The organism is Limnohabitans radicicola (assembly GCF_014837235.1).
Classification (GTDB): Bacteria; Pseudomonadota; Gammaproteobacteria; order Burkholderiales; family Burkholderiaceae_C; genus Limnohabitans_A; species Limnohabitans_A radicicola.
The window spans coordinates 1-23,376 of the sequence record NZ_JACYFT010000005.1; the positions used below are offsets into that span (position 1 = coordinate 1).

The following is a 23,376-nucleotide window of genomic DNA, read 5'->3' on the forward strand; positions in this document are numbered from 1 at the left end:
ATTTCTCCTCTTGATTCGGCCCTTGAGGGCTAGAGGAATTGTAATTCGATTACAAAAAAATCAAAGATAAAAGAAAGAAAACTACATAAGGGTAATCCCGGGGCTGCCCGAGAGCCCCTCACTGGCTGTGAGAAATGGCGGGCCTGAGTGGTGTGGCGATGCGAACACCCGGCGCGGAAGGGCTGGTGGGCGAGGCAGCGCGGGCGCTGTCGGCGCCTTTGCCGACCACACGGCGCATTTCCAGACCCACCACCAGGATGTCCACCAGCAAGAGGTGCAACACGCGACTGACCATGGGCAAGTGGGTGGCGGCGTGTTCGTTGTGCTCGGCCACCAGTGCGGCATCGGCACGCTTGGCCAGCAGCGATTGGTTGGCGGTGATGGCCAGCACTTTGGCGCCACGTTCGCTCACTTTTTGCTGCAGCTCCAGCAATTCGGGCAGATTGCCTCCGCTGCTGATGAAGATGGCCAATGAATCACCGTTCATCACCTCGGCGGTGAGTTGCTGCAAATGCGGTGTGGTGTGGGCACCGCAAGGCACGCCCAGGCGCAGCAGTTTCATTTGCGCGTCTTGTGCCACGGCGGCGTAATTGCCGACGGCAAAAATCTCGACACGTTTGGCGGCAGCGAGCAGGTCGATGGCTTTGTCGATCGACTCGCGCTGCAACTCGTTGCGCAGTTGTAGCACCGCATTGGCGGTGTTGCCCAGCACTTTGGCGCCCAGTTCCAGCATCGAGTCGTCAAGGGTGACTTGGGTGTGTGTGATGGGCACCGAAACGCTCAGGCCTGAGGCCAGGCGGAGTTTGAAGTCGGACAGGCCCTTGCAGCCCACGGAGCGGCAAAAGCGGATGACGGTGGGCTGGCTCACTTCTGCGGCCAGTGCGATGTCGTGGATCGGGTCGTTCAGCACCGAACGCGGCTGGGCCAGCACCAGATCGGCCACACGTTGCTCGGCGGGTGACAGTTGAGGGTGCAGACGCCGGATTTGTGACAGGATGGCCGAACCCGCAGAGTTCTGCAGCGTGCGCAACTGGGTTTCAAGAATGGCCGAGACCCCGAGAAAGGTCGGGTTCTCGGCGGTGATCACATAGGTCGGGATGTGCTCGACATATTGGCGAAAGCGGCCCTTGTCCTCAAAGCGTTGGCGGAAACCTGAGCGGTCAAAGAACTCGCCCAGGCGGGGCACGATGCTGCCGCCGATGTAAATGCCGCCCAGTGCGCCCAGCGTCACGGCCAGGTTGCTGGCCGCCGTGCCGAGCATGTTGCAGAACACATCGAGTGTGGCCAGACACTGTGCGTCTTCTTGCTCCAGGGCACGGCGTGTGATTTCAGGTGCACTCAAGGATGGGCCTGATGCCAGTGCCTGGTGGATCAGCTCCAGACCCGAGCCCGACAACAGGCGTTCAAAAGAGACGTGGTCAAACTGCTTCCAGGCGTATTCGAGCACCCGGATTTCGCGCGCATCGCGCGGCGAGAAGCTGGTGTGGCCCCCTTCGGAGCCCAGCGAGATCCAGCTGTCGCCCGCCGGGATCAAGCCCGACACGCCCAGACCTGTGCCAGAGCCGAGCAGGCCGATCACGCTGTTGCTCACGGGTTGGCCGCCACCCACCTGCCGTGCATCGGCGGCGCTGATCTTGGGCAGCGCCATGGCCAGCGCGGTGAAGTCGTTGACCACCACCAGCGTGTCCAGTCCCAGTGACTGGCGGGTCTCTTCGATCGAGAACTGCCAGTGGTAGTTGGTCATGCGCACCTGGTCGCCTTCGACCGGGTTGGCCACGGCGATGGCCGCGTGGGCCACTTTGAGGGGGGACACCGAATCCAGGTAGGCACGGATGGCCTGCTCCATGCTGGGGTGGTCTGCACAGCGCAGCGAAGCCTGGTGTGTGAACTGGCCGCGCTCGAGCTCGATGGCAAAGCGGGCATACAGGCCGCCGATGTCGGCAATCAGGCGGGGTGACTCTGGGGTGATCATGGCGGGCAATCAGGGGGCGGTGCTGGCGGTGGCTGTCATTGAATGACGCAGGTCCGGTCCGATGTCCAAGCAGCATGTAACCGGAATGAACCGGTCAGTTGGTGCGTAACGCAGACAAAACATAGGACAATTTCAAGGCGCAGGATGGTGCTTGCGTCATTCTAGGCTCAATACCCGTTGGCTCTGTAGTATTGCTACCCCGGCGGCCGGGCTGATTCACAAGGATTCCATGTTGATTTCGTCAGGATGCGGCGATATGCTGGGCTGCACGTGTGTTTGCGGGGTGGCGCCGTGAGTGCGCCGCGCGCTTTCAAGGCCGCTGATATCCGCGCCCTGGTCCTGCCGCTCTTCATCGAGTTGTCGCTGGGCATGCTGGTGGGGCTGGCGGGCACCACGCTGGCGTCTCGCATTTCGGATGCGGCAGGCGGTGGCTTTGCGTTGGCCAACCACCTGTTTGGGCTGCTGTTCATGATCTTTCGCCTGGTGGGCGCAGGCGTGAGTGTGGTCATCACGCAAAACCTGGGGGCCGGACACCGGGACGAAGCCGACCGTGTGGCCCGCGCTGCGCTCGCCTCGGGCACCTGGATGGGGGGGCTCGCCGCCTTGCTGGCCGCCGTGGGGGCCTTGCCTTTGCTGAAGTTGCTCAATGCCCCGCCCGATGTGCTCGAGCTGGCGGCGCCGTTTCTGCAATGTCTGGCCTTGGCTTTGCTGCTGGACGCCTGGAATGCCTGCATGGCTGGGGTCATGCGCGCGCACCTGCGCAACCGCGACACATTGCAGGTCATGGTGGTCATGCACTTCACGCACCTGGCGCTGGCCTGGCCGCTGATGCACGGCTGGGGGGATTGGTCGGGCTGGGGCCTGCCCGGTTTTGCGCTGGCCGTCATCGTGAGTCGCGTCGTGGGCATGGCGCTGCATTTGTGGCTGTGGCGCTTGCGCCTGGGGCTGCGCCCGGCATGGGCGGACTGGTGGCGCGTGCGGCGCGCGCAGCTCGTGCCCGTGCTGCACATCGGCTTGCCGGGCGCAGCCGAGAACCTGGCCTGGGAGCTGGCTTTCATGGTCAGTGTGGCCGCGGTCGGTGTGCTGGGCACGCAGGCGCTGGCCACACAGACCTATGTGCTGCAGTTCAACATGTGGATCCTCATCAGCGGCATGGCGATCGGCATCACGGTGGAGATGGTGGTGGGGCATCTGATCGGGGCGCGCCAATTGCGACAGGCGCACGATCTGGTGCGCAAGGCGCAAACCATCGGCCTGGGTGTGACGCTGCTGGTGGCTTGCGTGATGGCGCTGGCGGGGCCCTGGTTGCTGCGCCTGTTCACGCAAGACCCGCACATCCTGCAAGAAGGCAGCCGACTGCTGTGGCTGTCCATCCTGCTGGAGACGGGGCGCACCTTCAACCTGATCGTGATCGGTGCGCTGCGCGCCACAGGCGATTCACGTTACCCCTTTTATGCCGGAGCCGGGTCCATGGCCGTTGTACTGGCCGGAGGCAGCTGGCTGCTGGGCGTGCACTGGGGCTGGGGCCTGGCCGGGGTGTGGATGGCTTATGCGGCCGATGAGTGGATTCGCGGCCTCTTGATGTGGCGGCGCTGGCTCACCCAAGGCTGGATGCCCTACGCCAGGAAAACCCATGCCCGCATGCGGGCACAAGCCCCGGCGGGGCACTGAGGCGTCCGTTCAGGCGCTGCGCGTCAGCAGCTCTTTCATGCGGGCCAGCTTGGGCGTCACCATGGGGGTGGTGAGCATGGTGCTGGCCACGGCCATCAGCAGCAGGGCGGTGAAAGCCTCGTTCGTGATGACCTGCTTGTCGAGCAGCACATTGGCAAAAATGATCATGATCAGCGCCTTGGTCTGCAGCAGCCAGCCAATGACCGAGGCTTCGCCCGCAGGCCACTTCAAAATCTTGCCGGCCAGTTGAATGCCCGCCAATTTGCCGCTGACCGAAGCCAGCAGCAGCAAGGCGGCGGCCACGAACACGGCCTCACCACCCACTGCCCAGTTGGTGCGCAGCCCGGTGCTCAAAAAGAACACGGGCATCATCACCAGCAGCACATGGTGGCGCAGCATGTCCAGGCGTTCCTGGTTGAACCAATGCGCGTCGATGACGGCGCCCGCCATGAAGGCCCCCACCATGAAGTGCAGCCCTGACCAGTCAGCCCCAAAAGCGCAGACGGCCAGCCAGACCAGGCAGACATACCAGCGGTCACGCTCGGGGAGCCGGGCCATGAGTTTTCTGAACAACAGGCTCAACACCGCGAATGCCAGCAAAAAGAAGGCTTGCTTGCCCACCCGTGCCCAGTCCATCAGGATCAGGGCCAGCACGCCCCAGATGGCGATGTCGTCCAGACTGGCATAGCGCAGGATGCGCTGGCCCAGCGGCTGACGCAGGATGTCCATCTTTTCCATCAGCAAAATCAGGATCGGTAAAGCCGTCACGGCGCAGGCCATGCCAATGCCCAGTACGAATTGCCAGGTCAGGGCCTGTGGCCCGATCCAGCCAGGGTGCATCAGCATGAGGGCAGCCGCACCGCAGCCAAACAGCAGTGGCATGCCCAATGCCAGGCCTGCCGTGATGCTGCTTTCACGGCGATGGGCCCAGGCTTGGCCCAGGTCCAGCTCAATGCCAGCAATGAATACGAACAGCATCACTGCCCACCAGGCAATGCCGTTGAGCGACTGCACCACCGCCGGATTGAACACAAAGCTGTAGTAGTCCGGAAACAGGCGACCCAAGATGCCTGGCCCCAGCAGGATGCCGGTGATGATCTGCACCACCACCAGCGGTGCGACATAGTCGGTGCGCCCCAGTCGCCAGATCAGATAGGGTACGGTGAAGATGATCGTCATCGCGATCAGGAAGATTTCGGTGGTGTTCATGTTTGACATGGCAGTGACGCGTCGACCGGGGATTATGTGACAGTTGCTCTCGTCAGCTCCAGTAGAAAATCCCATCTATTTGGGGGGAATTGCATCCAGAAGTCCTGGTGTTGGCATCTAAGCAGTTTTCAACGGAGAACGACATGGATAAAAATTTCTGGCCCCCTATCCTGGCCTTGCTGATTCCTATTGTGGCTTTGCTCATTCCTATGGTGGCCATTGTGGTGAGGCATGTGTTCAGAGTGCGACAAGAGCAGTTACGCCATGAGACCTTGCGGCATTTCGCTGATCGTGGTCAAGTCGTTCCCTTGGAGTTGCTCAGCCCGGTGAATATGCCTGTGCCGCAGGTGCTGACAGCCGAGATGGAAGCCGTGCGGTTGACGCGTTTGCTGCACAGTTCGGTGTGGTTGACTGCTTTAGGGGCAGGCCTGGGTCTGATGCTGTGGGTGATGAACCTGGAAAATGGGCGTTGGGTGGGTGATACCGCTTGGGCGATTGGCATTGTTCCCCTCTTTCTGGGTTTCGGACTTGGGTGCTTGTGGCGCATGGAGTCGCGCAGAGTGAGCAACAAAAGCCCCAGTCAGGGATGAGCGCTTCAGATCCTGCGCTGGAGGCCCGATGCTTGTACGGGGCGCAGCACATGCGAGATCCGCAAGCATTTGCTGAACTGGTGAATTTGCATCAGGGACGGGTGCGGACCGTGCTGCGCAAGCTCACCCACGGGCAGAGTGCCTTGGCCGATGAATTGGCGCAGGAGTGTTTTCTGAAAGCTTGGCAAAGTTTGCCTTCGTTCAGAGGCGACGCTCGGTTCAGCACCTGGCTGCATCGCATTGCTTATCTGGAATTTTTGCAATACCAACGCAAGGCTTCGCAAGGCGTCTCCTCTCCGGTGCATCACCCCACGCCGGAGTTTTTGAATGGGGATGAGCCTGATCAAGCCCTGCGACTGGATGTGCAAAAAGCACTGGCTTCCTTGTCACCCATGGAGTGTGCTGCCATCGTGCATTGTTACCACGCTGACATGAGTCATGCTGAGGCAGCTCAAGTTCTGGGGCTGCCTTTGGGAACCCTCAAAAGTCACGTTCTGAGGGGACGCGAAAAGCTGCGGCATTTGTTGTCAGCCTGGCAACCCACCTACTCACGAAAGAATGCGCCATGAACACTGCTGGATCATCCGACTGGCTTGATGACATATTGAAGACCGAAGCGCCTGTGCCTGCCGATCCGGTGTTTGTGGCTCAGGTATTGCATCGGCTGGACATGCCGCAACCGGTGACTTACGCGCGTGCAGAGGAAGACCTTCTTGGCTGGCTCCGGGGTGAGACACTGATGGTGGTTACGGCCATCACACTGCTGGTGACGTTCACACCGGCCATGGCGCAAGGCTGGTTGGCTTTTTCGCTGACCCCCTGGAACGCAACAGTCTGGTTGCAAGGTGGCTTTGTGGCCGCATGCCTGAGTGTGGCGGCACTGGTTCATATCGCTTTGAATATGGCCCAATGGCATCCGATGGATGCCATGAACTGAGTTCCACGTCACTCAAAGCTGCGCAGTTCAAAGCGGCCTTCACGCATCGCCTCAGCAGCCTGGATCTGACACTTCGACCAGGGCTGACTGGGGAAGTGCAGGCTGGTCATGCTGGTCAGGCCCTGGTCGGCGAAAAGCTCAACTGTGCTGCGGTCAAAGAACAGGGACACTTGCGCCTCGGGTGCGGTCGAGATGCGGGGGGCGGTGTGCCGTGCTGCAAAGTCGGTGTGGAAGTCGCTCAGGCCGGCCTGTGTGCGGTCGATCCAGTACTGTCGACTCGCTGCGTCGTAGCCAATGTGCAGAGCGTCGCCTGCATCGTTGCTCAGGGTCAGCGTGAAGTCCTGCAGACTGGGGGCGGTCAGTTCGATGGCAAAACGGCCATCGGCTTGGCGCAAGGCGTCGCCCGGCACAGAGGCGTCTGTTGAAAGCGATGCCACTGTGGTGGGCAAGCTCGACAGCCGCTGCACAACTTCCTGCGCCGGGCGGGCGCTCAGATGCAGTTGCTCACCCACGCGTTGCAGCGACAGCTCGCGCGGCAAGGTCATGGCACTGCGCCAGGGTGAGGTGGGCAGATCTTTGGCATAAACCCAGTTGCTCATCCAGCCGATGAGCAGGGTGCGCGGTGCGGTGTTGTGCCAGGTCACGCCTGCGTAGTTGTCGGGGCCGTGGTCCAGCCAGCGGGTGTGCGTGTCATGCGGGGTGAAGCGTTGCCCGTCAAAGTCGCCCACAAAGTACTGTGTGGCCGAGCCGCCGTTGGGGCCGCCGGGGTTCAGACTCACCAACAGCACCCAGTGTTGCTTGCCCTCCAGCATCAAGGGCATCAGGTCGGGGCACTCCCACACGCCGCCGTGTGCGCCCAGCGCATGGCCGAATTCACTGAGCTGGGTCCAATCCTTGAGGTTGGGGGACGCATAAAAAGCGATGTGGTCGCCTGCGGCCAGGCTCATGACCCAACGCGCCGTGCCCGCATGCCAGAACACCTTGGGGTCACGCAGGTCCTTGAGCCCCGGGTTGGGCAGCACCGGGTTGCCAGCGTATTTTTGCCAGGTGCGGCCTTCGTCCAGGCTGTAGGCCAGGCTCTGGTGCTCGCGGTCGATGCGTCCGGCTTTTTCGGCTTCGCCATCGTGGTGGGTGAAGATGGCCACCCAAGGCGCCTGGCCTGGCGCGCCGAGGCCGGAGGTGTTGTGCACATCGATCACCGCACTGCCCGAAAAAATCATGCCCAAGGGGTCAGGCGCAAGCGCGATCGCTTGCTCTTGCCAGCTCATCAAATCCTGGCTGGTGGCATGGCCCCAGTGCATGGGCCCCCAGGTCATGCCATGCGGGTGGTACTGGAAAAACAGGTGCCATGTGCCGTTGTGGTGCAGCAGGCCATTGGGGTCGTTCATCCACGCCTGAGCGGGGGTGAAGTGGTGGGCGGGGCGGTATTGCGGCGTGTGGGGCGGTGCGTCGAATCCAGCGACTTGCGCGTGGCCATCTGAGCCGGTGGTGGAAAGCATGATCAGCAAACTGACAAAAAAGGGCATGAGGGCGTGGACTGAGCAGCGTCAGCGCATGCGTTTGTAGCGGCTGTAGCCACCGAGTTCGCGTTCGACCGGTTGCAGCACCATGACGCTTTGCGCAGGCACCGTGACGGTGATCAGCCCCGGCCCCATGGTGGTGACGGGCGCACGCGGGTCGGCACCCAGCAGGTCCACGAGTGGCGTGTCGTCCATCAGAGCGGCATTGGCGACCATGACCTTTTCGGTTACGGGCGTGTTGCCGGGGTTGGCGATGATCAGGCGCGTGTCGAGCGCACGGTCGGTGTGGCGCTCGAAAGCGAAGAGCCGTTCGGTTTCGATGCGGCGGTAGTCACCCACACGCAAGGCGCGGTGCCCCTGGTGCAGGGCAATCAGGCGTTTCATCCAGACCATTTCAGGGTGGTCCTGGCGCACCCAGTCCCAGCGCATGGGGTTGCGGTTTTCCGGGTCGCTGCCGCCCGTCATGCCGATTTCGCTGCCGTAATACACATTGGGCGAGCCGGGCAGGGTGAACTGCAGGGCTTGCACAAAGCGCCGCTGGCGCGCATCGGGCAGTTGTGTGGCGATGCGCGGGATGTCGTGGTTGTCGATCACGGTCCAGGACTTGAGCATCGGCTCGATCCCCGCGTCCTGCACCAGCCGTTCGGTCATGCGGGCCGCAGTTTGGGGCGAGATGTCGCCTAGCGCCAGACCCAGCACGAGGGTCCCGAGCGTGAAGTTCATCACCCCGTCCATGGCCCGCAGCCACTGGTCAGGGTAGTTGACGATCTCGCCCACGATCAGGGCATCTTTCTTTTCTTTGTGCGCAGCGCGGGTCAGGTCGCGCAGGTAGGGAAGACCCAGTTCATAGGCGGTGTCCAGGCGCCAGCCGTCTGCACCATCGCGCAGGTAGCCGCGCACCACCGAATCGGGCGCTTCGTACAGGTACTGGCGCACCGGTGGGTGCTCCAGGTTCAGCTCGGGCAGGTTCTGGTAGCCAGTCCATACGCGCGCCCCGCCTTGGTATTGCGGGCCGATGGCAAACCAGTGGCGCCAGGGGCTGTCGGCTCGGGCCATGGCTTCTTTGAAGGCGGGGCTGTTGCGGCCCATGTGGTTGAACACACCGTCAAGCACCACCTTCATGCCGCGCTGGTGTGCCTCGCGTGCGAACTGCCGGAAGTCCTCACGGGTGCCGAACTCTGGAGAGATGGCTTTGAAGTTGAGTGCGTCGTATTTGTGGTTGGTCCAGGCCAGGTGGATCGGGTTGAGGTAGACCGCTGTGGCACCCAGTTGCTGCACATGGTCCAGCTTGGCGCGTGCACTTTGCAGGTCGCCCCCCCAAAACTCCAGCTCCTGGCTGTTGAGCTTCTGATCGGCCAGCTCGACGCCGGGGCGGGGCACCTCGTGCCACTCGCGCAGGACCTTGGGCGCAGGGTAGAGCGCTTGCTTGGCGGCCAGGTTGGCAGAGGGGGCAAAGCGGTCGACCAGGATCTGGTAGACGATGGCACCATTGCGCCAGTCCTTTTCGCGAGTCTCGTACACCGACGCTTGGGCGGCTTTTTGTGACCATGCGGGCCACGCGCAGAGCATGGCAGTGAGCAGACTCAGGTGTCGGATGGGGGTCATGGGGGGGGCTGAAAACGGCTGGGCTCAGGTGGATGTGTCCGCCAGCCAGTAAGCGCGGGCTTCCCAGGCGGCCAGTGTGTCAGGTGCCATCTGCCATTCGTCAAAAGGCAAATTGCCGATCAGCGGCTCGGCCCCTTTCAAGGTGGGCAGTTCGGTCAAGGGTAGTCGCTGGAATTGGCCGCTGAAATTGCACAGCACCAAAAGGCGTTGTTGACCGTCGTCACGCAGGTAGGCAAAGAGATGCGGGTGCCTGGGCAGCAGCAGCTCGTAGCGGCCATGCACCAGCACCGGGTGCTGCTTGCGCAAGGCGATCAATTGGCGGTAATGGTGGAACACCGACTGCGGATCGGCCAGCGCTGCTTCGGCGTTGATGTGGGTGTGGTTGTCGTTGACGGCCAGCCAGGGTGTGCCGCTGGTGAAGCCGCCTTGCGCCTGCACCGTCCACTGCATGGGGGTGCGGGCATTGTCGCGGCCCTTGGCGTGGATGCTGCGCATCACCCGCGCCGGAATTTGCCCGCGCTCCTGTGTGGCCACGCGGTACATGTTGCGGGTTTCGATGTCCTGGTAGTGGTCGATGGTGGGCCAGGCCACGTTGGTCATGCCCAGCTCTTCGCCTTGGTAAACATAGGGCGTGCCCTGCATCAGGTGCAGGCAGGTGGCCAGCATCTTGGCCGAGCGTTCGCGGTAGGCCGGGCTGTCGTCGCCAAAGCGCGAGACGATGCGCGGCTGGTCGTGGTTGTTCCAGTACAGGCTGTTCCAGCCCTGGCCGTGCAGACCGCTTTGCCAACGGCTCAGGCTGGCTTTGAGGTCGGGCAGTTGCAGGGCCTTGAGCGCCCATTTGCCTTTGCCGCTCTGGCTGTCCAGGTCCATGTGTTCGAACTGGAACACCATGTCGAGCGCCCCGGTCTCGGGGTGGGTGATGTCGCGGGCTTCCTGCACGGTGGCGCAGGGCGCTTCGCCCACGGTGATGCTGTCGTAGTGGTCCAGCACTTCGCGGCGCATCTCGCGCATGAACTCCATGAAGCGCGGCCCATGCTTGACCATGTCGATGGCCGGTTGGAAAAAACCGTTTTGCACCACAGGCGCGTCAGGCAAGGTGCCGTGGGTCAGCCAGGGCTTGGAGATCAGGTTGATCACATCCATGCGAAAGCCGCGCACGCCTTTCTTGAACCAGAAGTGCATCAGGTCGTAGACCTCGGCGCGCACCTGGGGGTTCTCCCAGTTCAGGTCGGGCTGCTTGGGCGAGAACATGTGCAGGTAGTACTCTCCGGTGGCCTCATTGAAGGTCCAGGCCGAACCACTGAAAACCGACTCCCAGTTGTTGGGCTCCCGGCCATCCACGGGCTCCTGCCAGATGTAGTAGTCGTGGTAAGGGTTGTCGCGCGACGAGCGTGCCTGGCGGAACCAGTCGTGTTCGTCCGAGGTGTGGTTGACCACCAGGTCCATCATGAGCGCGATGCCGCGCTCGGTCATGCCTGCGAGCATGGCGTCGAAATCGGCCATGGTGCCGAACTCGCCCATGATGGCGCGGTAGTCGCTGATGTCGTAACCGTTGTCGTCATTGGGCGACTGGTAAACCGGTGACAACCAGACCACGTCCACGCCCAGCGTTTTCAGGTGGTCGAGCTTGCTGGTGATGCCCGGGATGTCACCGATGCCGTCACCGTTGCTGTCGCAAAAGCTGCGCGGGTAAATCTGGTAGACGGTGCTGTTTTTCCACCAGCGGAGGTCAGATGAAGACATGGGTGGTGGGGGTCATTACTCGGGAAGTTCCACGGTGCGGTGGCAAGCGATGCCCTGGCTGTCGAAGAGGTGCAGCTGATCGGGCGCCAGGCGCAGCGTCAGCGCCGAGCTTGCGGCGAGCGAGGCGCTGCCTTCGACCTTGACAGTGGCGATCGCCTGCCCAGGGATCTGAACGTACAAAAGCGATGAATCACCCAGGCGCTCGATGTGCTGCAGGCTGGCGCTCACGCCTGTGCCCGCACCTTCACTGCCCAAGGGGATGTGCTCGGGGCGGATGCCCACTTGCACCGACTCGCCGGTTTTCAGGTGACGCGCATCGACGGCCACGCTGATCGTCTGGCCCCCCACGTCCACGCTGGCGTGGCTGGCATCGGCGCTCCGCAAAGTGCCTTGGAGCAGGTTCATCTTGGGCGAGCCGATGAATTCGGCCACGAACAGGCTGGCTGGGCGGTGGTACAAGTTCATGGGCGTGCCGACCTGGGCCACGCTGCCGCGCTTCTGGATCAGTGCCCCCGTGTGCAGCAGCACGATCTTGTTGGCCAGCGTCATGGCTTCGACCTGGTCGTGCGTCACATAGATCATGCTGGCCGAGCCCATGTCCTTGTGCAGCTTGGCGATCTCCAGGCGCGTCTGCACGCGCAAGGCGGCGTCCAGGTTGGACAGCGGCTCGTCAAACAAAAACACCTTGGGTTGCTTGACGATGGCGCGGCCAATGGCCACACGCTGGCGCTGCCCGCCCGAGAGGGCCTTGGGCAGGCGGTCCAGCAGCGGGGTCAGCTGCAGGATTTCAGCGGCTTCTTTGACCTTGCGGTCGATCTCGGCTTTGTCCGAGCCCAGCACACGCAGGCCAAACGCCATGTTTTCGCCCACGGTCATGTGCGGGTAGAGCGCGTAGCTCTGGAACACCATGGCCACGCCGCGCTGGGCGGGGGGCAGGTCGTTCACGCGCTGATCGCCGATCAGCAGGTCACCCGAGCTGATGTCTTCCAGGCCCGCCACCATGCGCAGCAGGGTGGACTTGCCGCAGCCCGAGGGGCCGACAAAGACACAGAACTCGCCATGCTCGATGGTCAGGTTGGCGTTGTGGATGGTCATCGGCAAATGCGGTGCGTAGCGTTTGCAGATGTTCTTGAATTCGATGCGGGACATGGGGTTTCTCCAGCGCGGTGTGTGTTTCGGTGGGGCAGTTCAGGCCCAATCAGGCCAGTTGCACGATCAAGCCGCCAAACGGCTCGAAGACCAGCCCTTGACCTTCGACTTGCCCACCCGAGAGGCCGGGCAGGGCCAGCACCTGCGCGGGCTGCTGGCCAGCGGTCAGCTGCAGAGTCGCCGCCTGGTCGCTGAAGTTGAACGCGCACAGCACGCGCTGACCCGCGTGCTCGCGCACAAAGGCCATGACTTGCGAGTGCACCGGCAGCAGGGTCTGCTCGCCGTGGATGAGTGCGGATTGCGTGCGGCGCCATTGCAGCAGCTGGCGGTAGAAGTTCAGGTGTGAACCTGCATCCTTGTCCTGAACGTCCACGGCCAGTGGGCGGTAGGCCTCGGTGTAGGGCAGCCAGGCCTTGGTTTTGCCGTCACCGAAGCCGAGGTCTGCGGCCTGACTCACCCAGGGCATGGGTGTGCGGCAACCGTCGCGGCCTTTGTATTCGGGCCACATGGCGATGCCGGGCGGATCTTGCAGGTCTTCAAAGGCGATGTCGGCCTCGGGCAGGCCGAGTTCGTCACCCTGATACAGGCAAGGCGAGCCGCGCAGACACATCTGGAACGCAGCCGCCAGGCGCAGCTTTTGCAGGTTGCGCTCAGGGCCACCCCAGCGCGAGCCGACCCGCTCCACGTCGTGGTTGGCCAGTGCCCAGGACGGCCAGCCACCTTGGCTTTTTTCGGCGAACTTTTGCATCAGGCCGTGCAGGTAAGGTGCGCTCGAGTCCTTGCCCAGCAGGTCAAAGCTGTAGGCCATGTGCAGCTTGTCGCCGTCACTGGTGTAGGCGGCCATGGTGGCAATGCTGTCGTCGGTGCCGATTTCGCCGACCATGGTGGTGTTGGGGTACTGGTCGACCAGGGCGCGCAGCTTCTTGAAGAATTCAAGGTTCTCGGGCCGCTCCTTGTCGTACACATGCCATTGCCAGCCATAGGGGTTGACGTCCGAGACGGTGTTGTCGCCTTCCTTGGCGCCACCGCGGCCCGGGTTGTTGCGCAGTTCCTTGTCGTGGAAGTAGAACGGTGCGGTGTCCAGGCGGTAGCCGTCCACGCCCAGCTCCAGCCAGAACTTGACGGTGCCCAAAATGGCATCGACCACTTCGGGGTTGTGGAAGTTCAGGTCCGGCTGGCTGGCCAGGAAGTTGTGCAGGTAGTACTGCTTGCGGCGGGTGTCCCATTGCCAGGAGCTGCCACCGAACACGCTCAGCCAGTTGTTGGGCGGGTTGCCGTCGTCCTTGGCGTCGGCCCACACATACCAGTCGGCCTTGGGGTTGGTTTTGGAGGCGCGGCTCTCAACGAACCAAGGGTGCTGGTCCGAGGTGTGCGAGAGCACCTGGTCGATCACGACCTTCAGGCCCTTGGCGTGCGCGGTCTGCACCAGTGTACGGAAGTCGTCCAGCGTGCCGAACAGCGGATCGACGTCGCAGTAGTCGCTCACGTCGTAGCCGAAATCCTTCATCGGGCTTTTGAAGAAAGGAGACAGCCAGATCGCATCCACGCCCAGGCTGGCCACGTAGTCCAGCTTGGCGGTGATGCCCGGCAGGTCGCCCACGCCGTCGCTGTTGCTGTCGGCAAAAGAGCGGGGGTAGATTTGGTAAATGACGCCGCCGCGCCACCAGTTATTGTTGGGTGCTTTGCTCATGATGGGAAAGTAAAAGTCAGCCTTTGACCGCGCCCGCCGTCAGGCCCGACACGATGCGTTTCTGGAAGAAGAACACCAGCAGCAGCAGCGGCACGGTGACGATCACCGAACCCGCCATGATGGTGCCCCAGGGGATTTCGAATGCCGTGGCACCCGCGATCAGCGAGATGGCCACGGGCACGGTGCGTTCGGTGTCGCTGACCACAAAGGTCAAGGCGAACATGAATTCGTTCCAGGCGCCGATGAAGGCCAGCAGCCCGGTCGACACCAGCGCGGGCCACAGGAGCGGCATGAACACCTGGAAGATGATGCGCAGCGGGCCGCAGCCATCCATGATGGCGGCCTCTTCGAGTTCGCCCGGCAGCTCGCGCATGAAGGTGGTCAAGATCCACACCGTGAAAGGCAGTGTGAAGATGGTGTAGGGCAGCACCAGGCCCAGGGCCTTGTTGTACAGGCCCAGCGACTGGATCAGCTCGAACATGCCCGAGAGCACCGCCACCTGGGGGAACATCGACACGCCCAGGATGCAGACCAGCAGCAGGCCCTTGCCCTTGAAGCGGATGCGGCCGAGCGCATAGGCCGCGGTCACGCCCATCAACATGGCAAAGCCCACGGTGAGCACGGCCACCAGGATCGAGTTGACCAGGCTTTTGCCGAAGGGCTGCACACCTTCAAACAGCGCCACATAGTTGCGCAGGTCGGCGTTGCTCGGGATCAGCTGTGTGCCGAACAATGCGGTGCCGGTCTTGAGCGAGGTCGAGATGGCGTAGATGAACGGGTAAACCGACAGCACCACCACGATGGCGGAGATCAGGTACAGCAGGCCTGTGGCCAGTGGGGAGCGTGTGTTCATTTGGCATCCTCGGCCAGTTTCACGCGGGCCAGGCGTAAGAAGATGATGGCGGTCAGCATGATGATGAGGAACAGCGAGGTTGATGCGGCCGAGCCAAAACCCATGTTGCCGTACTCGACCATCTCGCGGCGCACAAAACCCGACATGCTGATGGTGGTGCTGCCGTTGGCGGTGAGTACATAGATCAGGTCGAACACGCGCAGCGAGTCCAGCAGGCGGAAGATGATCGCCACCATCAGCGGCTGGCGGATCAGTGGCAGCGTGATGCGCCAGAACACGCGCAGCGGGTGCACACCGTCCACCCGGGCGGCTTCGTAGCAGTCCTTGGGCACGGTCTGCAAGGCCGCCAGGATCAGCAGCGCCATGAAGGGGGTGGTCTTCCAGACGTCCACCAGCACCACGGTCCACAGCGCGTAAGAAGGCTCGGCCGTCCAGGCGATCTTGTGGGTGATGAGCCCGGCGCTCACCAGCAGGTTGTTGATGACGCCAAACTGGTCGTTGAGCATCCAGCCCCACATCTTGGCCGACACGATGGTCGGGATGGCCCAGGGCACCAGCACGGCGGTGCGCACCAGGGCGCGACCTTTGAACTCCTGGTTGAGCAGCAGCGCCAGGCCCAAGCCTGTCAGGGTTTCCAGAACGACGGACACCACGGCGAAGCTGAAGGTGTTGCGGATCGACACGCCCCAGTCGCCGGCCCAGAAGCCTTCTTCGTCGTTGGGGTTGAAGAACAGGCCGTATTCACCAAAGTAGTTTTCCCAGCCTACCCACTGGCTGGCGGCGATGTCGTTGATGTTGGTGTCAGTGAAACTGAACCAGATGGAGCGGGCCAGAGGCCAGACCGCCACGATCAGCATCAGCACGATCATGGGGGTGAGGAACAGCCAGGCGGTGCGGGTTCTGGAATTCATGGTGGCTTACCAGTGTTTGCGGCGGATTTGCTTGAGGCGGGATTCGAGCTTCTTGACGGCTTCTTCCCCCGTGGTGCGTTTGGACATGACCTCGTGCGCCGCGTTGTAGAAACTCTGGCTCACCGGGGGGTACTTCAGGCCCGTGGCCGTGGTGGGACGTGCCACGCTGTTGGCAAAGACATCGGCCAGGCTCGACATGAAATCGTTGGCCGCGATGATGTCCTTGTCCTTGTAGAGCGCGGGCAGTGTGGGGTTGAACGAGCCGCCGATGGCGCGGGCCTTTTGCACCTGCGCGCTGGTCATGTACATCACCAGGTCTGCGGCAATCGCCGCGTTCTTGCTGTATCTGGACACGCCCAGGTGCCAGCCGCCCAGGGTGGCCGCGCTGGGCGTGCCGGGCAGTTTGGCGATGCCCACCTTGCCCTTGACCAGGCTGTCGTCCTTTTGCAGCAAGGCCCAGGCGTAAGGCCAGTTGCGCATGAACAGGGCGTTGGCGTTCTGGAACACGCCACGGCCCTCTTCTTCCTCGTAGTTGAGCACGCCCACGGGCGAGATGGCGCCGATCCAGCTGGCGGCACGGTTGAGGGCTTGTGCGGCCTGTGCGTTGTTGATGGTGATCTGCCCCTCGGCGTTGACGACGGTGCCGCCGCCACTGCCGCTGACCCATTCGAGGGCATTGCAGGTCAGGCCTTCGTAGGCCTTGCCCTGGAACACATAGCCGTGGAAGTCGTTGTCCCCCCTGGCCCGCTCGCCGGCTTGCACTTTGGCAGCAGTGGTAGTGAGTTCTTCCCAGGTGGCGGGCACAGGCAGCTTGTACTTGGCCAGCAGGTCCTTGCGGTAGTAGAGCAGGCCAGCGTCGGTGTACCAGGGCATGGCCAGCAGGCGACCGCTCACGGTGTTGTTGGCGACGATGGCCGGGAAGTGCTGATCTTCCAGTCCTTTGCTGAAGGGCTTGAGGTCCTGCAGGTGGTCCTTGAGGATGCCAGGCCAGGCGGTGTCGATCTGCAACACGTCGATGTCACCCGACTTGGCGGCGAACAGCTGGCGGTAGAGCGCGAGTTTTTCGGTCGGGCTGGTGGGCGGCGAGAAGTTCTTGATGGTGTGCCCGGTTTTGGCCGCCCAGGCGTTGGCGTGCTTGAGGCAGAACTCCACGTCGCTGCCGCTGGGGCCGCAGGTGATGGTGATCTCCACCGCCTGCGCAGCTGTGCCCAGGCCGAAGGCCAAGCCCATGCCCAACATCCAGCGGCTCAGGGTGGGGAGGTGTTTTCTCATCGAAGTCATTTTTGCGGATCCGTGGGCGTTGCGCCAGACGCGCCGGCAGTCAGAACATAAACCAGGGCGGTACGGGCAGGCACCTCAAATCGCCCGGAGGCCGCGTCATGGCGGGCCGACTGGACGGGTCGGGTGTCGGCTGCAGCCGGGTCCAGGTGGACCGGGTGCAGTTGGTACGCCTTGCCTTGCAGCGTGCTGTCGGCCACGGTGTGGCTGCGGGTGTCAACGTTGACCAGCAGCACCATTTCGTCAAAGTTGGCGCCCGCCAGGCCCTTGCCGTTCAGGTGAGCGGCGATCACGGCCGGGTTCTGGGTGGGGCCGACGTTGAAGAAGCGCAGGCGCTGGTGGATGTCGGCCGCCGTGGGCAGGCGCAGCAGCGTGCTGCTGGCGCGGATTTTCAGCAGGTCACGAAAGGCGTCACGTGCAAATGCAATGTCGGCTGGGGACGGTTGCAGCGCCGGGGCCGGCAGCAGCTCGCGCATCAGCGGGTAAAGGTGCCCGTTGTCTTGTCGGGGCGGCAGCCCCGTACCGAAATGGTTGGTCTGGTAAGTCCAGTCCAGGCGGTTGAACCAGTCGCCCGAGTCGTAGCTGTTGCCGTCAAGCGACTTGGAGCGCAGGATGTCCTGCCCTGCATGGAAGTAGGCCACGCCCTGGCTGAACGCCACCAGGGCCGCACCCAGCACCTGCACACGGGCGCGCTCAGCCGCACTGGTGGCGCGGGGCAGCTTGAAGGCCAGGCTGTCCCAGAGCGTCATGTTGTCGTGGTTTTCGGTGTAGTTGACCACTTCGCTCGGTTCCTGCGTGTAACCCGTGGGCTGATGGCCGTAGGGGATGTCCTGCAGGGCACGTTGTTCCCCCGTGGCGGTGGTCAGGGTGTAGTGGCGCAATGAGCCAGCCAGGCCGGCGCGGATCTGGTCAGCCACTTTCATCAGGTCTTGCGGGGTTTGCCCGCTGCGGGCCTGTGCATTGGGTTGCAGCACCAGACCGCTGATGTAGCCCTGATCGGCCTGGATGCGCTCGGGCGTGTCGCTGGCGCTGCCGCCACGCACCGCGTCACGCAATCGGTCATTGAAGGTGCCGATGCCAGTGCCGTTCAGCGAGAGCTGGGAGGCCTGGACAAAACGTGCACCGTCGGCCACTTCGCCAAAGTTCCAACCTTCGCCGATGAAGTCGATGCGGCGGCCCAGGGCTTTGCCGAGCCGCTTTTGCATGCGCACCATGGCCGATCGCGGTTGATGCCCCATCAGGTCAAACCGGAAGGAGTCCATCTTGTAGTGGCGCGCCCAGAGCAGCACCGAGTCGGACATGAGCTTTTCCATCATGACGTGTTCGGTGGCGGTGTTGTCGCAGCAGGTGGAGCGCTCGACCATGCCCTGGTCATTGAGCCGCTGGTAGTAGCCGGGCACGATGCGGTCGAGTACCGATTGCGCATGTTGCCCCGAGGCCGAGGTGTGGTTGTAGACCATGTCCATGCCCACGCGCAAACCCGCCCGATGCAGGGCCTGCACCATCTGGCGCAGCTCGATGACACGGCGCGTGCCGTCCTGTGCATCACTGGCATAACTGCCTTCGGGCGCATTGAAGTGGAAGGGGTCGTAGCCCCAATTGAAACAGTCCTGTGCGGCCACGGCCTGCACGGCGGCTTGCTGGCTTTCGCTGTTGGCGCTGCCCGATGGGCGGGGGGTAAGGCAAGCGGTTTCGGGGACGCTTGCCAGATCGAACACAGGCAGCAAATGCACATCGGTCAGTCCCGCGCGGGCCAGGGCCTTGAGGTGCTGCATGCCACGCGACTGGCCGTGGGTGAAGGCCAGGTACTTGCCGCGGTCGGCCGTGGGGACCGATTCGTCGCTGATTGAAAAGTCCCGCACATGCAATTCATAGATCACCATGTCGGTGGCCTGGCGGACGGTGGCTGGGGGTGTGTCGCTTATCCAGCCTGTGGGTTGCAAGGCTGGATCGTTCAGGTCCAGGATCTGGCTGCGCCGCGAATCGGCACTCAGACTGACCGAGTAAGGGTCGGTGACGAGGTTGCGCACCCGACCCACGCCGGGCACATGCACAGTGACGGCAAAACGGTAGTAGGCACCCATGGCGTTGGCGGGCAGCTTGACTGACCAGACGCCGCTGGCGGCGTCCCGTTGCAAGCTGTGCAGCTGACTGGCAGGCGCAGTGGCGTTGGGGTACAGGCACAACTGCACTTGTTGCGCGGTGGGAGCCCACAGGGACAGGCGCACCCCCTTGCCCTGAAATTGCGGTCCCAAGCTCAGTTTGTGCGCCGCGGGGGCAAAGAGTGCGTCCAGTGCGCCTGCAATTTGCAAGCGCGTGGCGGCCACCACGCGGCCTTGTGGGTCTTCCTCGACCAGCAAGGTTTGTTGTTCGTGCAACTCCCGCAGTGTGGCCGCAGGCACATCCGGCATCTGCAACAACAGCCCCGGCTTGACGAAGGCAAAGCGTTGGCGAACAGCGGAGGAAGCGGTTCCTGCGATGGTGCTCAGTGGCCAGCGCTGCTCTACCCCCTCGGCGGGACGTCCGGCCTGTACCTGCAGCCGACTTTGCCGGGACGCCAGCAGGCTGAACGTGTGGCCACTGACGCGATCGGTTTGTCCGGACCACTGCATCAACGCACCATCCAGCCAGTGTGCTTGCGCCGCATGCATGTGTGCATTGGCCTGCAGGACTGTGGTGAGGTCCTGGCTGTTGCAAATGTCTGCAGAGGCTGTGCCGTCTTGCATGGGCTGGGCCCACAGGCCTGCGCTGGGCGTGAGCAGGCATGCACCCGCCCACACCGTGGTGAGCCAGCGCAAGGCCGAACGCTTCAGACAAGAGGACATGCAGAAATGGGTTGAGGGCTATGACAACCCGAATTATCGTAATAAAACTACAGAAAATCCTGTTTTTCAAAGCTCAAATAGGGTAAACACTGAGTCTTTAAGGTGTTGCGCCGGAGAAAATATGTAACTTTCCTACATTCTGGGTCGCTGGATCCTCTTTCCCAAAATGAATGTCCTTGTGCGTCTGTCCTTGTTTTCCAAGGTGCTTGGCTGCTCTGTGGGGTGTGCTCTGGCCTTGGCTGCTTGTGGTGGCGGCGGATCAGCGCCAAGCGGCACGGTGATGCCGGAGCCGGGCGCGGGCAGCAGCCTGGCCGTGCCCGATCTGGGGGCTGTGGTGGCCCAGGGGGCAGCGAGTCCCTTGCCCGGGGGCTGGATGCGCGGTGCCTTCATGCAAATTTATGTGCGCGGCTACAAGGACAGCGACGGTGACGGCAAAGGCGACTTGAAGGGCCTGATCTCCCAGCTGGATTACCTGCAGGACCTGGGCGTTCAGGGCCTCTGGCTGATGCCTGTGACCCAGAGCGAAGACCGTGACCACGGCTATGCGGTCAAAAATTACCGCAACATCGAAACCGACTACGGCAGCCTCTCCGACATGGCGCAGTTGCTGACGCAAGCCCATCAACGTGGCATGGGGGTGATCCTGGATTACGTGATCAACCACAGCAGCAGCCAGCATCCCTTGTTTTTGAATGCAGCCTCGGCCCGGTTGAACCCGCAGCGCCACTATTTTGTCTGGCAGGACACGGCACCCGCAGGCTGGAGTGTCTGGGGGCAGAACCCTTGGTACAGCAGCGGCAATGGCTATTACTACGCCCCTTTTTGGTCGGGCATGCCCGACTTCAACTGGAAGAACGATCAGGTCAAGTCATTTCATCACGACAACCTGCGCTACTGGTTGAACCAGGGCGTAGATGGCTTCCGGTTCGATGCGGTGGGCCATCTGGTCGAGAACGGCCCCACGGCCTGGGAGAGTCAGCCCGAGAACCACACGATCATGGGACAGGTCCAGGACCTGCTCAAAAGCTATGACCGGCGTTACATGGTGTGCGAATCACCCGCAGCGCCTCAGGCCTTTGCTGCCGCATCGTCCTGCGGCGGCGCATTTGCTTTTGACCTCAAGGACCCGATCCTGCGTGCGGCGCGAGGCGACACCACGGCCATTGCAGCGGTCAGCCAGTACTTCCGCACGGCACCAGCGGGCATGGCCACGTTCCTGGCCAACCACGACAGTTTTGCCGGCAACCGGGTCTGGAACCAGCTTTCAGGCAACGTGGCCCAGTACAAAATGGCAGCCGCCACTTACCTGCTGCTGCCGGGCACGCCCTTCATTTACTACGGCGAGGAAATTGGCATGGCCAATGGCGCAGGACTCACCGGGGACTGGGCCTTGCGCACCCCCATGAGCTGGACCGCGCAAGCTGCGGGTTTCACCTCCGGGGTGCCGTTCAGAGCCTTGTCGGCCAACATCGCATCGAACCATGTGCAGGCGCAACGCGGTGTCGATGGCAGTCTGCACAGTTTCTACAAAACCATGATCGGTCTGCGCAAGCGCCTGCCTTCCCTGGCGCAGGGCGACTACAGCGGTGCATGGGCGCAAGGCCAAGCCATGGGCTTTCAGCGCAGCCTGGGTTCGGAGCGAACGATGGTGCTCTACAACTATGGCCTGAATCCACAGCCGGTCAGTCTGAGCGGGCTGGCGGCGTCCTCCAGCTGGACTGCCGAGTACCCGGTTTCCACGGATGTGCAGGTCGGCTCCAATGGCACGCTCGCCTTGACGCTGCCTCCGCAATCGGTCACGGTCTACCGGCAACGCCCCTGACGACAGCAAAGCATGAACACGTCATCATTTTTTGTCCGCAATGCCTGTACGGCCCTGTTGCTGACCCTGTGCAGCGCCTTGCAGGCGCAAGCCCCCCTGGACCTCAGTCCTGTGCCCGCCCAAGTGGCGCCGAGTCCCTTGCCCGAGGGCTGGCAGCATGGCGCTTTCATGGAAATCTTTGTGCGCAGCTGGCGCGACAGCGACGGCGACGGGATCGGCGACCTCAAGGGCCTGACACAGTCCCTTGACCATCTGCAAAAGCTGGGCATCCGTGGCCTCTGGCTGATGCCCATCACCCGCAGTGCCGACGGCGACCACGGTTACGCCACCGCCGATTACCGCAGCATCGAGCCGGCCTACGGCACGCTGGCCGATTTCGATGAACTGATCCGCGAAGCCCATGCCCGAGGCATCGGGGTGATCATGGACTATGTGGTCAACCACAGCGCAGACACCCACCCCGCTTTTGTGCAGAGTGTGCGCGAACCCCAAGGGCCCTACCGCGCCTGGTACGAGTGGCGGCAGGAACACCCCCAAGGCTGGGACATCTGGGGGCGCGACCCGTGGATTCGCACACCCGCAGGCAGTTACCTCGCCACCTTTGGCGCGCCCATGCCCGACTTCAATCTGCGCCACCCGCCTGTGGTGGCCTACCACCAGGACAGCCTGCGCTTTTGGCTCAACCGGGGTCTGGACGGCATGCGGCTGGACGCTGTGCCGCACCTGATCGAGAACAACGCCAAGGACTGGAACGACCAGCCCGAGAGCCGGCAGTTGACGGGTGAGTTGACGCGCCTGATCAAGTCCTACCCGGGCCGCTATGTGGTGTGCGAAGCGACGGCACAACCCCGTGCCTATGCCAGTCCGGAAGTCTGTGGTGGCTCATTTGCTTTTGGGCTGGAGAGCAAGATCGTCCCCGCTGCGAAAGGTGACGCCAAAGCCATTGCGGAAGTGGCGCAGTACTTTGTGACGGCACCGCACACCCTGGCCACCTTCGTCTCCAACCATGACCAGTTCGCCGGGCAGCGCCTGTGGGACCAGGTGGGTGGCAACGAAGTGCACTACAAACTGGCCGCAGCCACTTACCTCCTGCTGCCGGGCACGCCGTTCATTTATTACGGCGAAGACATCGGCATGGCCGGTGCCCAAGGGCTGGCCGATGACCCGAAAATCCGTGGGCCACTGAGCTGGTCGCCCGACCCGAACAACGGCGGCTTCACCACGGGCCAGCCTTACCGTGCGCTGGCCAGCAATCTGCGCTCGCACCATGTGCAGGGGCAGGTCCAAAGCGCCCATTCCATCTGGGCCTTTTACAAGGACATGCTGGCGCTGCGCAACAGCCGGGTGTCGATCGCGCGCGGTACATACGAGTTTGCACAGGCGCAAGGGCAGCTCATGGCCTACCAGCGCCGCATGGGGCGCGAGCACAGCCTGGTGGTCATCAACTACGCCCAGCAAGCGGCGACGCTCACTTTGGATGGGCTGAGCGCCGATGCTCAACTGCGGCCTTTGTACCCTGCAGGCGGCGTGCAGCGACTGCGCGCTGGCCAGCTCACCGTGCCTGCCCAGTCGGTGCAGGTGTTTGCCTTGGAGAAATGACC

Annotated in this window: 17 protein-coding genes; 6 read left to right on the forward strand and 11 right to left on the reverse strand. The window is 62.8% G+C overall.

All coding sequences use genetic code 11. The features are described 5' to 3' along the window. Window positions 1-118 precede the first annotated feature (118 nt). A complete protein-coding gene (locus IC609_RS15450; RefSeq protein WP_225224248.1) occupies window positions 119-1,972 on the reverse strand; it encodes a glucokinase in 1,854 nt (617 codons plus the stop codon). A 291-nt stretch (window positions 1,973-2,263) separates the two neighbouring features. On the opposite strand from IC609_RS15450, the gene IC609_RS15455 reads away from it, so the two are divergent. Beyond that, window positions 2,264-3,643, forward strand: a complete 1,380-nt coding sequence (locus tag IC609_RS15455; RefSeq protein ID WP_333473718.1) for an MATE family efflux transporter — start codon at window positions 2,264-2,266, stop codon at window positions 3,641-3,643. Between the two features lie 9 nt (window positions 3,644-3,652). Here IC609_RS15455 and IC609_RS15460 read toward each other — a convergent pair whose 3' ends face one another. After that, window positions 3,653-4,852 (reverse strand): cation:proton antiporter, encoded by a 1,200-nt coding sequence (locus IC609_RS15460; protein WP_191820422.1) that lies wholly within the window; start codon window positions 4,850-4,852, stop codon window positions 3,653-3,655. Window positions 4,853-4,959: 107 nt separating this feature from the next. Between IC609_RS15460 and IC609_RS15465 the strand changes: the two genes are divergently transcribed. The 3 genes from IC609_RS15465 to IC609_RS15475 are packed head-to-tail and all read left to right on the forward strand — an operon-like array spanning window position 4,960 to window position 6,379. Beyond that, window positions 4,960-5,442: a DUF6249 domain-containing protein gene (locus IC609_RS15465; protein WP_191820423.1), complete on the forward strand. Its 483-nt coding sequence runs from the start codon at window positions 4,960-4,962 to the stop codon at window positions 5,440-5,442. A gap of 50 nt (window positions 5,443-5,492) precedes the next feature. Next, window positions 5,493-6,011, forward strand: coding sequence for an RNA polymerase sigma factor (locus IC609_RS15470; protein WP_225224249.1), 519 nt, complete (start codon window positions 5,493-5,495; stop codon window positions 6,009-6,011). After that, window positions 6,008-6,379 (forward strand): hypothetical protein, encoded by a 372-nt coding sequence (locus IC609_RS15475; protein ID WP_191820425.1) that lies wholly within the window; start codon window positions 6,008-6,010, stop codon window positions 6,377-6,379. Before IC609_RS15470 ends, IC609_RS15475 begins: the two co-directional genes overlap by 4 nt. 8 nt (window positions 6,380-6,387) lie before the next feature. Here IC609_RS15475 and IC609_RS15480 read toward each other — a convergent pair whose 3' ends face one another. The 9 genes from IC609_RS15480 to IC609_RS15520 are packed head-to-tail and all read right to left on the reverse strand — an operon-like array spanning window position 6,388 to window position 19,953. Beyond that, a complete protein-coding gene (locus IC609_RS15480) occupies window positions 6,388-7,878 on the reverse strand; it encodes a glycoside hydrolase family 32 protein (protein WP_225224250.1) in 1,491 nt (496 codons plus the stop codon). A gap of 48 nt (window positions 7,879-7,926) precedes the next feature. Next, window positions 7,927-9,504 (reverse strand): glycoside hydrolase family 13 protein, encoded by a 1,578-nt coding sequence (locus tag IC609_RS15485; protein WP_225224251.1) that lies wholly within the window; start codon window positions 9,502-9,504, stop codon window positions 7,927-7,929. Window positions 9,505-9,528: 24 nt separating this feature from the next. Next, window positions 9,529-11,247, reverse strand: a complete 1,719-nt coding sequence (locus tag IC609_RS15490; protein WP_191820427.1) for a glycoside hydrolase family 13 protein — start codon at window positions 11,245-11,247, stop codon at window positions 9,529-9,531. Between the two features lie 15 nt (window positions 11,248-11,262). Then, window positions 11,263-12,396, reverse strand: a complete 1,134-nt coding sequence (locus tag IC609_RS15495; protein ID WP_191820428.1) for an ABC transporter ATP-binding protein — start codon at window positions 12,394-12,396, stop codon at window positions 11,263-11,265. Window positions 12,397-12,445: 49 nt separating this feature from the next. Then, window positions 12,446-14,086 carry an alpha-glucosidase family protein gene (locus IC609_RS15500; RefSeq protein WP_191820429.1) on the reverse strand — a complete coding sequence of 547 codons (1,641 nt, stop codon included), beginning with the start codon at window positions 14,084-14,086 and terminating at the stop codon, window positions 12,446-12,448. Between the two features lie 16 nt (window positions 14,087-14,102). Then, entirely contained in the window at window positions 14,103-14,939 is an 837-nt protein-coding gene (locus IC609_RS15505) for a carbohydrate ABC transporter permease (protein ID WP_191820430.1), read from the reverse strand. Further along, on the reverse strand, window positions 14,936-15,850 hold the full coding sequence (locus IC609_RS15510; protein WP_191820431.1) for a carbohydrate ABC transporter permease: 915 nt from the start codon (window positions 15,848-15,850) through the stop codon (window positions 14,936-14,938). The genes IC609_RS15505 and IC609_RS15510 overlap by 4 nt, the downstream gene beginning before the upstream one ends. 6 nt (window positions 15,851-15,856) lie before the next feature. Next, on the reverse strand, window positions 15,857-17,122 hold the full coding sequence (locus IC609_RS15515; protein ID WP_225224252.1) for an ABC transporter substrate-binding protein: 1,266 nt from the start codon (window positions 17,120-17,122) through the stop codon (window positions 15,857-15,859). Between the two features lie 5 nt (window positions 17,123-17,127). Continuing rightward, window positions 17,128-19,953 (reverse strand): alpha-1,6-glucosidase domain-containing protein, encoded by a 2,826-nt coding sequence (locus IC609_RS15520; protein ID WP_191820433.1) that lies wholly within the window; start codon window positions 19,951-19,953, stop codon window positions 17,128-17,130. Window positions 19,954-20,119: 166 nt separating this feature from the next. Between IC609_RS15520 and IC609_RS15525 the strand changes: the two genes are divergently transcribed. Beyond that, the gene (locus IC609_RS15525; protein WP_225224253.1) at window positions 20,120-21,775 is read left to right on the forward strand and encodes an alpha-amylase family glycosyl hydrolase; all 1,656 of its coding nucleotides are present in this window, start codon (window positions 20,120-20,122) and stop codon (window positions 21,773-21,775) included. A gap of 12 nt (window positions 21,776-21,787) precedes the next feature. Next, window positions 21,788-23,374 (forward strand): alpha-amylase family glycosyl hydrolase, encoded by a 1,587-nt coding sequence (locus IC609_RS15530; protein ID WP_191820434.1) that lies wholly within the window; start codon window positions 21,788-21,790, stop codon window positions 23,372-23,374. Window positions 23,375-23,376 lie beyond the last annotated feature (2 nt).

Coding starts and splice junctions, on each gene's coding strand:
- IC609_RS15490 (WP_191820427.1), bottom strand. CDS start 11,247: ATGTCTTCATCTGACCTCCGCTGGTGGAAAAACAGCACCGTCTACCAG.
- IC609_RS15450 (WP_225224248.1), bottom strand. CDS start 1,972: ATGATCACCCCAGAGTCACCCCGCCTGATTGCCGACATCGGCGGCCTG.
- IC609_RS15480 (WP_225224250.1), bottom strand. CDS start 7,878: ATGCTTTCCACCACCGGCTCAGATGGCCACGCGCAAGTCGCTGGATTC.
- IC609_RS15495 (WP_191820428.1), bottom strand. CDS start 12,396: ATGTCCCGCATCGAATTCAAGAACATCTGCAAACGCTACGCACCGCAT.
- IC609_RS15505 (WP_191820430.1), bottom strand. CDS start 14,939: ATGAACACACGCTCCCCACTGGCCACAGGCCTGCTGTACCTGATCTCC.
- IC609_RS15460 (WP_191820422.1), bottom strand. CDS start 4,852: ATGAACACCACCGAAATCTTCCTGATCGCGATGACGATCATCTTCACC.
- IC609_RS15475 (WP_191820425.1), top strand. CDS start 6,008: ATGAACACTGCTGGATCATCCGACTGGCTTGATGACATATTGAAGACC.
- IC609_RS15525 (WP_225224253.1), top strand. CDS start 20,120: ATGAATGTCCTTGTGCGTCTGTCCTTGTTTTCCAAGGTGCTTGGCTGC.
- IC609_RS15500 (WP_191820429.1), bottom strand. CDS start 14,086: ATGAGCAAAGCACCCAACAATAACTGGTGGCGCGGCGGCGTCATTTAC.
- IC609_RS15520 (WP_191820433.1), bottom strand. CDS start 19,953: ATGTCCTCTTGTCTGAAGCGTTCGGCCTTGCGCTGGCTCACCACGGTG.
- IC609_RS15515 (WP_225224252.1), bottom strand. CDS start 17,122: ATGAGAAAACACCTCCCCACCCTGAGCCGCTGGATGTTGGGCATGGGC.
- IC609_RS15510 (WP_191820431.1), bottom strand. CDS start 15,850: ATGAATTCCAGAACCCGCACCGCCTGGCTGTTCCTCACCCCCATGATC.
- IC609_RS15470 (WP_225224249.1), top strand. CDS start 5,493: ATGCGAGATCCGCAAGCATTTGCTGAACTGGTGAATTTGCATCAGGGA.
- IC609_RS15530 (WP_191820434.1), top strand. CDS start 21,788: ATGAACACGTCATCATTTTTTGTCCGCAATGCCTGTACGGCCCTGTTG.
- IC609_RS15485 (WP_225224251.1), bottom strand. CDS start 9,504: ATGACCCCCATCCGACACCTGAGTCTGCTCACTGCCATGCTCTGCGCG.